The 13,322-nt window shown below is 60.7% G+C and carries 12 protein-coding genes; 11 read left to right on the forward strand and 1 reads right to left on the reverse strand.

What is annotated here, in order from left to right; all coding sequences use genetic code 11:
• Window positions 1–8 precede the first annotated feature (8 nt).
• The 8 genes from ACQAYK_RS09015 (at window position 9) to ACQAYK_RS09050 (ending at window position 7,965) form a co-directional block, all read left to right on the forward strand.
• Window positions 9–311 (forward strand): YhbY family RNA-binding protein, encoded by a 303-nt coding sequence (locus ACQAYK_RS09015; RefSeq protein WP_483167538.1) that lies wholly within the window; start codon window positions 9–11, stop codon window positions 309–311.
• A complete protein-coding gene (gene leuS / locus ACQAYK_RS09020) occupies window positions 308–2,776 on the forward strand; it encodes a leucine--tRNA ligase (RefSeq protein ID WP_483167539.1) in 2,469 nt (822 codons plus the stop codon). Before ACQAYK_RS09015 ends, leuS begins: the two co-directional genes overlap by 4 nt.
• Window positions 2,776–3,267: an LPS-assembly lipoprotein LptE gene (locus tag ACQAYK_RS09025; RefSeq protein ID WP_483167540.1), complete on the forward strand. Its 492-nt coding sequence runs from the start codon at window positions 2,776–2,778 to the stop codon at window positions 3,265–3,267. The genes leuS and ACQAYK_RS09025 overlap by 1 nt, the downstream gene beginning before the upstream one ends.
• Window positions 3,267–4,274 (forward strand): DNA polymerase III subunit delta, encoded by a 1,008-nt coding sequence (holA, locus tag ACQAYK_RS09030; RefSeq protein ID WP_483167541.1) that lies wholly within the window; start codon window positions 3,267–3,269, stop codon window positions 4,272–4,274. The genes ACQAYK_RS09025 and holA overlap by 1 nt, the downstream gene beginning before the upstream one ends.
• Window positions 4,275–4,354: 80 nt before the next feature.
• Window positions 4,355–5,617, forward strand: a complete 1,263-nt coding sequence (locus ACQAYK_RS09035) for a glutamate-5-semialdehyde dehydrogenase (RefSeq protein ID WP_483167542.1) — start codon at window positions 4,355–4,357, stop codon at window positions 5,615–5,617.
• Complete coding sequence (locus tag ACQAYK_RS09040) at window positions 5,586–6,509, forward strand: biotin--[acetyl-CoA-carboxylase] ligase (protein ID WP_483167543.1); 924 nt, start codon at window positions 5,586–5,588, stop codon at window positions 6,507–6,509. Before ACQAYK_RS09035 ends, ACQAYK_RS09040 begins: the two co-directional genes overlap by 32 nt.
• Window positions 6,506–7,261, forward strand: a complete 756-nt coding sequence (locus tag ACQAYK_RS09045) for a type III pantothenate kinase (RefSeq protein WP_483167544.1) — start codon at window positions 6,506–6,508, stop codon at window positions 7,259–7,261. The genes ACQAYK_RS09040 and ACQAYK_RS09045 overlap by 4 nt, the downstream gene beginning before the upstream one ends.
• A 149-nt stretch (window positions 7,262–7,410) precedes the next feature.
• The gene (locus tag ACQAYK_RS09050; RefSeq protein WP_483167545.1) at window positions 7,411–7,965 is read left to right on the forward strand and encodes an RlpA-like double-psi beta-barrel domain-containing protein; all 555 of its coding nucleotides are present in this window, start codon (window positions 7,411–7,413) and stop codon (window positions 7,963–7,965) included.
• Window positions 7,966–7,982: 17 nt separating this feature from the next.
• Here ACQAYK_RS09050 and ACQAYK_RS09055 read toward each other — a convergent pair whose 3' ends face one another.
• Complete coding sequence (locus tag ACQAYK_RS09055) at window positions 7,983–9,320, reverse strand: aminopeptidase P N-terminal domain-containing protein (protein WP_215871323.1); 1,338 nt, start codon at window positions 9,318–9,320, stop codon at window positions 7,983–7,985.
• Between the two features lie 115 nt (window positions 9,321–9,435).
• On the opposite strand from ACQAYK_RS09055, the gene ACQAYK_RS09060 reads away from it, so the two are divergent.
• The 3 genes from ACQAYK_RS09060 to metG are packed head-to-tail and all read left to right on the forward strand — an operon-like array spanning window position 9,436 to window position 13,280.
• Entirely contained in the window at window positions 9,436–10,428 is a 993-nt protein-coding gene (locus tag ACQAYK_RS09060; protein ID WP_215871322.1) for an aminoglycoside phosphotransferase family protein, read from the forward strand.
• A 3-nt stretch (window positions 10,429–10,431) separates the two neighbouring features.
• Complete coding sequence (locus ACQAYK_RS09065; RefSeq protein WP_215871321.1) at window positions 10,432–11,211, forward strand: HAD family hydrolase; 780 nt, start codon at window positions 10,432–10,434, stop codon at window positions 11,209–11,211.
• A 50-nt stretch (window positions 11,212–11,261) separates the two neighbouring features.
• Window positions 11,262–13,280 (forward strand): methionine--tRNA ligase, encoded by a 2,019-nt coding sequence (metG, locus tag ACQAYK_RS09070; RefSeq protein WP_215871320.1) that lies wholly within the window; start codon window positions 11,262–11,264, stop codon window positions 13,278–13,280.
• Window positions 13,281–13,322: the final 42 nt, after the last annotated feature.

Consider the following 13,322-nt stretch of genomic DNA (forward strand, 5'->3'; position numbering starts at 1 on the left):
AGCATAGCATGCTGGACAGCAAAGCCCGACAAGAACTGCGCGCCCAAGCGCACCACCTCAAGCCCATCATCATGGTCGGCGCCCAGGGCGTCACTCCCTCCCTGCTGGCAGAACTGGACCGCGCACTCTTTGATCACGAGCTGCTCAAAGTGCGCCTGCCCGCTCTCGACAAGGAAGAGCGCGATGGCTGTATTGCAGAACTGGTAGAAGGATCCCGCGCAGAAGCCATTGGCCGGGTGGGTCGGATCCTGATGCTCTACCGGCCGCGTCCCGCAAACAAAATTTTCATCCCCTTGCAAGCATCCTCATGAGCGAAAATTCCTACCACCCGCAAAGTCTGGAAAGCAACCTTCAGCAGCGCTGGGAACGCGAGAACAGCTTTCGCGCCCCGAACCATCCCGAGGGCGAGAAATACTACGCCCTCGCCATGTTCCCCTACCCCTCCGGGCAGTTGCACATGGGGCATGTGCGCAATTACAGCATCGTCGATGCCATCGCTCGCTACCAGCGCATGCGCGGCAAGACGGTCTTGCACCCCATGGGTTGGGATGCCTTCGGGCTGCCTGCGGAAAATGCGGCACTGAAGAACGGCTCCGCACCAGCGGACTGGACCTTTTCCAACATCGAACACATGCGCGGGCAGCTCAAGCGCCTGGGGCTTTCCTACGACTGGTCGCGAGAGATTGCCACTTGCACTCCCGATTACTACCGCTGGGAGCAATGGCTGCTTTTGCAATTGTGGAAAAAAGACCTGGTCTACCAGAAGCTGAGTACTGTGAATTGGGACCCGGTGGATCAGACCGTGCTCGCCAACGAACAGGTGGTTGATGGCCGCGGCTGGCGTTCTGGCGCGTTAGTGGAGCGCCGCGAGATTCGCCAATGGTTCTTGCGCATCAGTGCGTACGCCGACGAGTTGCTGGACGGGCTCGATACCCTGCAGGGGCAGTGGCCCGATCAAGTACTGACCATGCAGCGCAATTGGATCGGCCGTTCGGAAGGGGCGGAAATCCACTTTCCTCTCAGCGACGGTAGCGGCGTGATCAAGGTCTTCAGCACCCGCCCCGACACTCTCTTCGGCGCCACCTATCTGGCGGTGGCCGCTGAGCACCCGCTGGCACTGCAGGCAGTGGAGAGCAACAGCGAGGTCGCCCGCTTTATCGAGCGCTGCAAGCATGTGGCGGTATCAGAAGCAACCATGGAATCGCAGGAGAAGGAAGGCGTGCCCCTGGGAATCCAGGTGCGCCATCCCCTCACCGACGAGCTGCTGCCGGTTTGGGCCGCCAATTTCGTCCTCTTGGGCTACGGCGAGGGTGCGGTGATGAGCGTCCCTGCCCACGACCAGCGCGACTTTGAGTTTGCCCGTAAGTATGGGCTGCCGATCCGCATCGTCATTCGCACAGAGCAGGATGAACTGGAAAGTGGCGATGATCTGCAAGCCGCGCGCACCACGCCTGGCCACCTTGTGCATTCCGCAAACTTTGATGGCCTTGACAGCCAGACGGCCAAGACGGCCATCACCGAGGCCCTGGCGGCCAAAAATCTGGGCAAGAAAACCATCAACTACCGCCTGCGCGATTGGGGCATCTCGCGGCAGCGCTACTGGGGCAATCCCATTCCCATGATCCACTGCCCACACTGTGGCATCGTCCCAGTGCCAGAAGCCGATCTGCCCGTGGTGCTGCCCACCCATTATCAACTGCACGACCCCCGTTCCCCGTTGCTCGACGATCCGGAATTTCTGCAAGTCGACTGTCCGCAGTGTGGAGCGGTGGCGCAGCGCGAAACGGATACCATGGATACCTTTGTCGAGAGCTCCTGGTACTACGCCCGCTTTGCCTGTCCCGATGCCCCGCAGATGCTCGATAGCCGCGCCGCCGATTGGCTCCCGGTGGACCAGTATGTGGGTGGGGTCGAACATGCCGTCCTGCATCTGCTCTATGCCCGCTTCTTCAACCGTCTGCTACGGGATGTGGGACTCTTGCCAAACGATGGCAAACACGACGAGCCCTTCCGTCGCCTTCTCACCCAGGGCATGGTCTTGAAAGACGGCAGCAAGATGAGCAAGTCGAAAGGCAATACCGTCGATCCGCAGGCAATCCTGGATCGCTATGGTGCTGATACGGCGCGTCTCTTCATCCTCTTTGCCGCCCCACCCGAGCAGTCGCTGGAGTGGTCGGACAGTGCCGTCGAAGGGGCTTATCGCTTTCTGCAAAGGATCTGGCGCATGGTCCAGGACTATCGCGGACCCGTGCCGCCCCTGCCGCAAGCACTGGGTGATACCGCCCGCGACCTGCGCCGCGCCGTGCATCAGTGCATCGAGCGCGTCACTCTCAATATGGAGGAGCGCCAGCATTTCAATGTCGCGATCGCTGCCTGCATGGAGCTTAGCAACCAGCTCGCCAAGGCGGAGGCCACACCGGGCAGCGACGAGCATGCCGTGCTGGGAGAAGGGCTGCGTGCCCTGTTGCTCCTGCTCAATCCCTTCGCCCCGCATCTCACCGAGGCGCTCTGGGACAAGATTGGCGACGGCAAGGCTATCCTTAACCATCCCTGGCCCGAGGCAGATCCCGAGGCCTTGCACAGCGACACCGTCACCCTGGTCATCCAGGTAAATGGCAAGCTGCGGGAGCGTCTGGATTTTCCTGCCGCGAGTACCCTCCAGGAACTGGAGTCCGCCGTCCTCGTCCATCCGGAGATGGCGCGGCATCTGGACGGGAAGACCGTGCGCAAGGTGATTGTCGTGCCGGGGCGCCTGATCAACATCGTGGTGGCCTGATGCAGCGCCGACACTTTCTGATCGCTCTCGGCAGCCTTTCCCTGCTGGGCGGCTGTGGATTCCATCTACCCAGCGGCAACACGATCCCCGCCAGCGTTCAGGGCCTGCGCGTCGAAGCCAGTGGTCCGGCTGGCGGCCAGCTCGCCCAGGCAGTCGAAAGGGCCCTGGAACGCGACGGCAATGTTGCCAGTGGCGATGGCCCCATGCTGCGGCTTGACAATATCTCTCTCAACCAACGGGCCATCAGCATCAGCCCCAGCACGGGTGCCGCCTTGGAGTTCCTCAATACCCTGCGCGGTAGCGTCTGGGTGCAGCGCGGCAAGAAGATCTTGCTGCCGGCGGAACCGCTCTTGGTGGAGCAGAGCTTTACCTATAACAGCGGCAGCCCCCTCGCCACCAACGAGCAACAGATCGAAAGCCAAAGGCAACTCTTCGACGAGGCTGCAAGAGTCGTACTGCGCCGCGTGTTGCTCGCGCCAGCGCAACGCTGATGCGCATCAAGGCGCGCGACTGGCCCACGGCGCTGGCACGCGGCAAGGCCCTCGCCTACGCCTTGTTTTCCGATGAACCTTTCCTGTTGACGGAGGCGGAAGCGCAGGTACGCAAGCGTTGGCAGCAGCAGGGGTTTCTGCGCCTGCAGCGCTTGCCGCAGGACAACCCTTGGCCAATCCTGCGCGAAGAACGCGATGCCCTGTCCCTCTTTCCCGAGCCGCGCATTCTGTTGCTGCGACTTTCCGATCTCCGCCTGGGCAAAGATGCCCTGGCTGCCCTCGAATTCTGGCTGGCGCGCCCGCCGCAGGATGCCCGTTTGCTCCTCACCGGTGCCCGTCCTGACGCTGCCATCCAGAAACTCAAATGGTTTCAAACCCTCGACCAGAACGAAACCCTGGGCCTAGTGATCCTCTACCCGCCGGAAGCAAGCGACTGGCCGCGTTGGGTTGAAGAACGGCTGCGGCGGGCAAAGATCGATGCTAGTCGGGAGGCGATCGCCCTGCTTGCCGAGCGGAGCCTCGGGAACCTGAGTGTTGCCGATCAGGCCATTCGCCGTTGGGCAGAGCTCTGCCCAGGTCAGCGCCTGGAGGCGGTAGACCTACCTGATCTGCTCGGCGACAGCAGTCAGTTTTCCATCTTCGACCTCAGTGACGCCGTCCTGCAGGGCAATCCACATGCGGTCTTACAGTGTCTCGGGCGTGTGCGGGATGCGGAAGCCGAGCCGGTCCTGATTCTGTGGACCCTGCATCGCGACCTCGTCCTGCTCCTGCAACTACAGGATGGTAATGCCGCCGAGATCCTGCGCCGCGAACGACTCTTTCCGCCACGCAGCGAGCGCTTGCTGGGGGCCGCCCGCCGTCTGCCGAGGCAACGCCTGCGTCAGGCACTCTTTCAGTGTCAGGAAATCGACGCCCGCATCAAGGGGCAAGACGCGCGCCCGCTCTGGCCCGCCCTGAGCGATCTCGCATTGCATTTTTGCCAGACCGACAAAGTCCCGGCACAATAAAGAATTCTTTGACCCGCGAAATCATCGCCGCGTCCATCCCGTGGGCACCGCCATGATCTCGCCCCAGACAAGGAGCGAAAATGTCCGAAGATCTGCAAAGCTTGATGAAAAACACCGGCCAACGCGCCCGCCAGGCGCAACGGCGCGCGCTGGCCCTGGAGCCTGGGCGTAAGAATGATGCCCTGCGGCAAATGGCAGAATTTTTACGCCGCGATGCCGACGACCTGCAGCGCGCCAATCGCAAGGACCTGCGCAACGCCGAGCAGGCCGGACGCGACGAGGCCTTCATCGATCGCCTGCGTCTCGATGAGAAGCGGGTCGAAGCCATGGCTCAGGGTTTGGAGGAGATTGCCGCCCTGCCCGATCCGGTGGGCGAAATCACCGACCTGAAGATGCGGCCCAGTGGCATTCAGGTGGGGCACATGCGCATGCCGCTGGGGGTCATCGCCATGATCTACGAATCCCGTCCCAACGTCACCGCCGATGCTGCCGGGCTTTGTGTCAAATCGGGCAACGCCGTCATTCTGCGTGGGGGCTCGGAGTCCCTGAACAGCAACATGGCCATCGCCGAGCGGCTGCGCGCAGCCCTCGGTAAGACTGGCCTGCCCCTCGACCTCGTTCAATACGTGCACACCGCCGATCGGGAGGCCGTCGGCGCCCTGATTCGTATGGATGCCTTCGTGGACGTGGTGATTCCCCGCGGCGGCAAGGGGCTGCTCGCCCGCATCCGCGATGAAGCGACAGTACCGGTCATCATGCACCTGGACGGCAACTGTCATGTCTACATCGATCAGGACGCCGACAGCAAAAAGGCCCTGCAGGTGGTGGTCAATGCCAAGACCCAGCGTCTGGGCACCTGTAATACCGCGGAAAGCCTGCTCATTCATCGCGACCGGGTCAGCGATCTCCTGTCCCCCATTGCCAGCGCACTGCAGGAAAAAGGCGTCGAAATCCGTGCCTGCCCGGAGTCTTTGCCCCTGATTCCCGGGGCCGTAGCAGCTACGGAAGAAGACTACGGTACCGAGTATCTGGCGGCCATCCTCTCCCTGAAAATTGTCGATAGTCTGGATGCTGCCATCGAGCACATCAACACCTATAGCTCGCAGCATACCGAAAGCATCATCACCGAAAATTACAGCCATGCGCGGCGTTTTTTGCGCGAAGTCGATTCCAGTTCGGTAATGGTGAATGCCTCCACACGCTTCGCCGATGGCTTTGAATACGGCCTGGGCGCGGAAATTGGCATCTCCACCAATCGCTTGCATGTGCGCGGTCCGGTCGGTCTGGAGGGACTGACCCTGCAGAAATGGATTGTCCTGGGGGACGGCCATATCCGCTCCTGAAGCCCCCAGCGCGGAGTTTCTTGCGCTCTTGGGGCAGCTCTACGCCGGACACAGCGTTGCCCGTGCGCCGGACGACGGGCAGCGAGAGCAGGAAGCACGACGCTGGGGCATTCCTCTCATCGCGCGCAATGGCTCCTGGCAACTGGAGCATCCGGAGCAGGCCTGGGATCTCCCGGCCTTGGCCAGCGCCCTGCAGCTCGGGGAAGAGGAAATCGGCATCTGGCCATTTTGCGATTCCAGCAACACCCGACTGCTGGAAGAGCGTCACCTGCGCCTCGGACTCGCCGAAGCGCAATGGTCCGGTCATGGCCAGCGCGGGCGGCAATGGCATTCCAGCTTCGGCAAACACCTCTATGGCAGCCTGCCTGTGGAAATTTCTGCGGCGCATGCGCAGGTATTGCCTGTAGTTGCCGGCCTTGGGGTCTATCAGGTGTTGCGGGAGCAGATATCCGCCCTGTGGCTCAAATGGCCCAACGATCTGTGGATTGGACAGCGCAAGGTCGCCGGCCTGCTTCTCGAAGGGCGCCACGGCACGGACGGTCAGCGCTGGGTGCTCGGGCTCGGCATCAACGTCCTCGCTGATCCTGCCCTGCCCGCCACGGCAATCAGTCTGCGCGAGGCAGGCTGCAGCATGGCCCGAGAGGAGCTACTACTGGCCATCATCCAGCAGTGGCGAGCCGATTTTGCGCAGCTGGAACGCAGCGGCTTTGCGGCCTTTCGCCAGCGCTGGCGGGAGGCGGACCGGCTGTGTGGCCAGCAGGTAGAGTTTGCTCTGGCTGGCGAGAGGAAATCCTGCCGGGTGCTCGACATCCAGGACGACGGCCGTCTGCGCATCGACGATGGCATCCAGCAACGCGTCGTTCATGCCGGCGAAGTCCGCCTACACCCATGATCCTCATCAGCGTCGGGAATAGCCGCACCCTCCTCGCCCATACCGATGATGGCGGCAGGACCTTTACCACTGCACGCTTTGACAGTACACGCAGTCCTGCACAGATTCGTGCCGAGCTGGCGAGGTCCTGGATTGGATGGTGGCAGAGCGAGGAAATCTTTCTGGCTGGCGTCGTGCCCACGGTGCAGGACTTGTGGCAGACGGAGCTCCAGGATTGTCATCTGCCGGTCTGGAACCCGGAAATCTTTCACCAGCTCCTGCCCAACGCCTACCAGCCGCCCGAGTCCCTCGGCTTCGACCGCCGCTGTAGCCTCATCGGCGCCTGGCGGCAGGTGGCGGAGGGTGCAGCACTGGTCATTGATGCCGGCACCGCCATCACCATCGATACCCTGGCCCAGGGTCGTTTTCTCGGGGGACAGATCCTCCCCGGCCTGCAAAGCCAACTCGATTGCCTAAAGCACCGCGCCGCCCTGCTGCCACGAACGAGTCCGCTGGCAAACCCGGAGCCGCTCGCGAACGATACCATCAGCGGCATGCAGGCGGGGGTATGGTATGGAACGCTCGCTGCCATTCGTCAGGCCATCGCCGACTTTCTCCAGAAATGGCCGGATGGCCGGGTCTTTCTGACCGGCGGCGACGCCGATCTCTTGCGCCCACAAGTCCCAGGTGTGACCTGTGATTCCCTGCTCCTGTTGCAGGGCTTTGTCCATCTCGTGCAAGAAAATCGCAATAACAGCAAGAAGATACGATAACTAACTGTTTTTTCTAATATTTTATATTTCATTGATTTTTATTGACAATTTTGCGATAGTCTCCACCCCGAAAACAGTTATCTTGAGAGAAGGTGCCAACAGGTACCCAAGCCATGCAAAGGGCCTCGAGGTAAAAGGAGACGAAGGTTTTGTTGGAAAAAATTGCGGTGGGGATATCCGTGGCTCTCTTGGCAGCGGTACTCCCGAATGCGCTTTCCTTGGCACAGCCCGGCTTGCCGGTTTCCTTGATGCATCAGGCCATGGACAAGCAAAGCGCAGAACTGGCAGCCACGCAGGCACAACTACAGGCGCAAGACGCCGCCAAGGTTGCTCTCAACGGCACCATGATGCTCGGTCACAAGCTGATCTATCTGCACCGGGTATCGGCTTACAACGCCGTATCCTGGCAGACCAACAGTGACCCAGCCATGTCAGCCTGTGGTCCGACCCGCCCCAATCAGATAGCACTTTCGCCGGACTTGTTCTTCCGCAGCAATGGCAGTAACCGCTGCGGCGAACACGTCGAGATCCTGCTCGGTTCCGGGCAGGTCGTTCAAGGTGTGGTATGGGATGTGATGAATCCGCGCTACCACATGGCTGCCGACATTCTCATGAGCACTGTGCAACAAGCTCTGAATTTTGGTGTCCAGCGCGCCGAGCTGCGCATTCTGCCCAAGCAGCAACCCCAGACGGTCGACTCCTGATCCAGTACGGGCTGGTTTTAACCCAGCCCCCCGGCCATCAGATCCTCGATCTCGTCGATCTCCTTGGGCACGCCGGCGCTCAATATCTCCGGGCCTTCCGCATCCAGGAAGAGATCGTCCTCGATGCGGATACCGATACCTTGATAAGCTGCAGGTATCCCCTTCTGACCAGGGGCAAAGTACAGTCCTGGCTCGACCGTCAAGACCATCCCCGCCGCGAGTGGGCGCCAGCTCGGCTCCGTACCCTGACGGTACGCCCCCACATCATGCACATCCATACCCAGCCAATGGCCGGTGCGGTGCATATAAAACGGTCGATATAGCTGTTTTTCGAGGATTTCCTCGCGACTCTCCCGCAAAATTTTCAAGTCGTGCAGGCCGTCCACCAATACCTCGACCGCGGCATCATGGTAATCACTGACCGGCCGACCCACCTGCACCGCAGCAATGGCGGCCTTCTGACTCGCCAGCACCAGGGTGTAAATGTCCCGTTGCGGCCCGGAAAAACGCCCATTCACCGGCCAGGTACGCGTGATATCGCCGGCGTAGCCCGCAATTTCCGCGCCCGCATCGACCAGTACCAGATCCCCGTCGCGCAGTTCATCGCGATTTTCTACATAATGCAGAATGCAGCCATTGGCTCCACCACCAACAATGCTAGAGTAAGCTAGGCGCGCGGCTCCCTGGCGTTGAAACACATATTCGATTTCGGCCTGCAACTGATACTCCATCATCCCCGGCCGCGTCTGTCGCATGCCATGCCGGTGCCCCGCCGCACTCACCCCCGCCGCCGCCCGCATTAGCTCGCGCTCGACGGCATCCTTGTGCAAACGCATCTCCTCCAGAAAGTGAGCCGCATCGACCAGTTCCAGGGGATAGCCGATCCCCTGCCGACTGCGTGAGCGCGCCTGATTCCGCCAACGCAATACTCGAGCGTCAAAGTCGCTCTCCCGCCCCATGGGATAGAGCAGCACATCACGATTCTCCAGCAGCTTAGGCAGGATTTCGTCCAACTCTTGAATGGGATGGCACTGATCGACCTGACAAAGCTCCTTTGCGCCCTCGATGCCGGCGCGGCGTCCATCCCAGGTTTCCCGCTCGGGGTCTCGGCTGCGACAGAACAGGATCTGCTCGCCATCCGCATGGCCCGGTATCAGCACCAGCACTGCCTCCGGCTCGGCAAAACCGGTCAAATAATAAAAATCTGAATCCGGACGAAAAGGATAAGCGACGTCCCGATTGCGCAACTGCTCCCGCGCCGTGGGGAGAACCAGGACACCCCGCTCACCGATCTGTGCGAGCAAGCGTGCCCGGCGGGCGAGGGTATCGGGGCGCGGAAGATCAAGAGCAAACATAAGCACCTGCCTGGAATTGCGGAAACCAAGAGTATGCCACAAAACCGCCGGGGCGGGCTTCCCGCTCGCGGCCATGCTAAACTCGAAGCCGATGATCGTAACGGGGAGGCGGGCCGTGCACTATTTGGGACACCTGCAGCGGAACGATCCCCTCTACGATTATCTGTATCACCAGATTTTTGTTGCCGAGCTGGGCATCGAGCCAAGCAAGGGCTTTCGCGTCTTTGCCCTCAACGGCTCCAACGCCGTATATCTATACGAAGATCGGCGCTATCGGCGGCGCGTGCTCGGAAAATTTTTTGAGCGTCATCACGGTCATGACAATGCCGCCGCGGCGCAGCACGAATTCCAGGTCTTATCCCTGTTGCATGGTAATGGCCTTGGTCACGGCCAACATCGCGTGGTCCAGCCGCTCGGCGTCAATCCCGCTTTTGCCGATGTCCTCTTTGAGTGTTACGTGCTGGGCGAACCCCTGCATCGCATCTGGGCGCGCACTCACCCCGGCCAAGACGATCAGGAGATGTACCATAGCCTTTCCGACCTCGCGTATTTCCTCGCGCGGCTGCACAACCATAACGTACGCGGCGATGCGGTACGCTTTCGCGAGGTGTTTCCCTACTTCGACAAGATCGTCGCCCGCCTCTGGCGCCGCGGCCGCGCCAAACAGTCAGAGGTCGATCGCCTCTATGTCCTGCGTCAACGGTGGGCGGACGATCCGGCCATGTACGCGGACCACTGCGTGCGCCTGCATGGCGATGCTACCCCGGCGAACTTCCTGGTGACGGGTCATCACCAGCTGACCGCCATCGATTTCGAGCGCTCCCACTTCGGCGATCGCGCCTATGATCTGGGGATGATTGCTGGCGAGCTGAAACACTGGGCACTGCGGCAGCACAATGATGGCGGCGTGGCGGAAAATTACATCGGTCATTTTCTCTGGGAATACAGCCGTCATTTTCCGGAGCAGCCCGCAGCCTTTCGTGCCATTACCCAACGGCTGCCTTTTTATATGAGTCTTACCTTGTTGCGCATTGCGCGCAACAGCTATCTCGGCGATCACACCGCCCACATCCTTGTCCATGAGGCCATTGCTTGCCTGGGGAGATAAATCATGAGTATACGCGCCGTTCTTTTCGATCTGTATGGCACCCTCATCCATATCGAAACCGATGAAACCCAGGGAGAAATCTACTGGGCACTGTCCCGCTATCTGAGCTACCACCGCATACATACCCGCCCCGATAGCCTGCGCGAACGCTATTTCGATCTCGCCAAGCAACAGAAACGCAATTCCGCCGAGACCTACCCCGAGATGGATGCCCGCGCCGTCTGGCGGGAAATTCTGCGTTCCGGCTCCAAGCATTTTCGCCCGGAGTCCGTGGCCAGCGAAGGGGACCATCGGGTACAGGAAATCGAAAAACGCCGCGAGCGGCTCGCCAAGGAACTGGTACGCTTACATCGGGCCCTGTCGCGGCGCATGATCGAACGCTATCCCGGAGCGAAGGAGCTGTTACAAGCCATTATTGGTGAATTTCAATTGGGGATTGTCTCCGACGCCCAGGTGGAATTTGCCAAACCAGAAATGCGCATCACCAAAATCCGTAAATATTTCCCGGTAAAGACCATCTCTTCCGCCTATGGCTACCGCAAGCCCGATCCCCGTCTATTCAAAGAAACTTGCCATGCCCTACAGGTACATCCTGCCGAGGCCATTTATGTCGGCAATGACATGTACCGGGATGTTTTTGGCGCCCGCGAGGCGGGGCTGAAAACCATCCTCGTCTGGTCCGATCAGGGGCGCAAGGACTACCGCGACGTCCGCGCCGACTACGACGCGCGCGATCTGTACGAGGTGCTAGAAGGGATCCGCTTCCTCGCAGAACGACACTGAATCTGCCGTGGCATTGCCGAGGCAAGGAAAGGCAGGTAATTTAGCCTCCCATGAAACGGAAGATCCTGGTCACCAGCGCCCTACCCTATGCCAACGGCCCTCTGCATCTGGGCCATCTGGTGGAATACACCCAAACCGACATCTGGGCGCGCTACCAGCGCCTACGCGGCCATGAATGCCTCTATTTCTGTGCCGATGATGCCCATGGCACGCCCATCATGCTGCGTGCCCAGTCGGAGGGCATCACCCCGGAAGCGCTGATCGAGCGCATGCATGCGGAGCACCTACGCGACTTTACCGATTTCGGCATCGGCTTCGACCTCTATCACAGCACTCACGCCGCGGAAAATTTTGAGATTTCTCAGGATCTTTACCGTGCCCTGCGCGCCAACGAGCATATCATCGTGCGGGAGATCGAGCAGGCCTATGATCCGGTTGCCGAGATGTTTCTACCCGACCGTTTCATTCGTGGCACCTGCCCGCGCTGCAAGGCGCCAGATCAGTATGGCGATAATTGCGAAGTCTGCGGTGCCACCTACAGCCCCACGGATCTGCTGGATGCGCGCTCGGCGGTCTCTGGCGCCACCCCGGTGCGGCGCAGTTCCGAACATTATTTCTTCGAGTTGGGGGACTTTACGGAGTTTCTACAGCAGTGGATTCACAGCGGCACGCTGCAGGAGGAAATGGCCAACAAGCTCGACGAATGGTTCACCGCCGGCCTAAGCGACTGGGACATCAGCCGCGACGCGCCCTACTTCGGCATCCCCATCCCCGATGCACCGGGCAAGTTTTTTTACGTCTGGCTCGACGCCCTGCCCGGTTACATGGCCGCCACGCAGCATTGGTGCAACAGGCATGGCCGCAACTTCGACGAATTCTGGGGCCAAGGCGCGGATGCCGAGCTCTATCACTTCATCGGCAAGGATATCATCTACTTCCACGCCCTCTTCTGGCCGGCCATGTTGCAGGGTTCCGGACACCGCCTACCGACCGGCGTCTTCGCCCACGGGCACCTCACCGTCAATGGCGCAAAGATGAGCAAATCGCGCGGCACCTCCATCACCGCACGCCAGTACCTCGACCAGCTCGATCCGGAGTTCCTGCGTTATTACTTCGCCTGCAAGCTCAACAGCCATGTCGAAGACATCGATCTGAATCTCGAAGATTTCCTGCTGAAGGGGAATGGCGATCTGGTAGGGAAGGTCGTCAATCTCGCCTCCCGCGCCGCAGGCTTCATCCACAAGCACTTTGCCGGCCACCTGGCAGACAGTCTTGGAGAAGATCAGCCCTTTTATGCGCAATTGGCTGCCAAACAAGAAGAGATTGCCGCCAGCTATGAGGCGCGCGAATACGCCCGCGCCATGCGCGAGATCATGACCATCGCCGACCAGCTCAATGCCTACGTCGATCAGCACGCTCCCTGGCTGCTCGCCAAGGATGATACCCAGCGCGACACCTTACAGCGCGTCTGCACGGTCATCCTCAATGGCTTCCGGCTATTGATCACCCTGCTCAGTCCGGTGCTGCCGCGGCTGGCGCAGCGCTCCTGCGCCTTCCTGCGCTGCGAGCTGTCCTGGGACGGCGTCCAGCAGCCGCTCCTGGCGCACGGTATCGAACCCTATTCCCACTTGTTGCAACGCATGGAAAAAACCCACGTGGACTCTTTGATTCAAGAACCCAGCCAGCCTATCCCGCCAGCGCCTAGCACCACCAGCAAAGCCGAGCAGGCGCCCAAGAGCGAAACGATCGGCATCGAGGATTTCGGCAAGGTCGATCTGCGGATTGCGCGCATCGTCGCAGCGGAAGCCGTCGAGGGAGCAGACAAGCTCCTACATCTCACCCTGGATATCGGCGAAGCGCAAACCCGTTCGGTCTTTGCCGGCATCAAGAGCGCCTACGATCCGGCTACGCTGGTGGGGCGCCTGACCGTCATGGTCGCCAACCTCGCCCCGCGCAAGATGCGCTTTGGCCTGTCAGAGGGGATGGTACTGGCGGCCAGCGGCGACGCCGGCGGCCCCTTCCTCCTCAGCCCCGACAGCGGCGCCCAGCCAGGCATGCGGGTCAAGTAGGAATTTACATTCTCCAGAAAGGGTCCAGTAAATCCAACGGGT

The sequence above is a fragment of the Acidithiobacillus sp. AC3 genome (assembly GCF_050261095.1).
GTDB classification, from domain to species: Bacteria; Pseudomonadota; Gammaproteobacteria; order Acidithiobacillales; family Acidithiobacillaceae; genus Igneacidithiobacillus; species Igneacidithiobacillus copahuensis.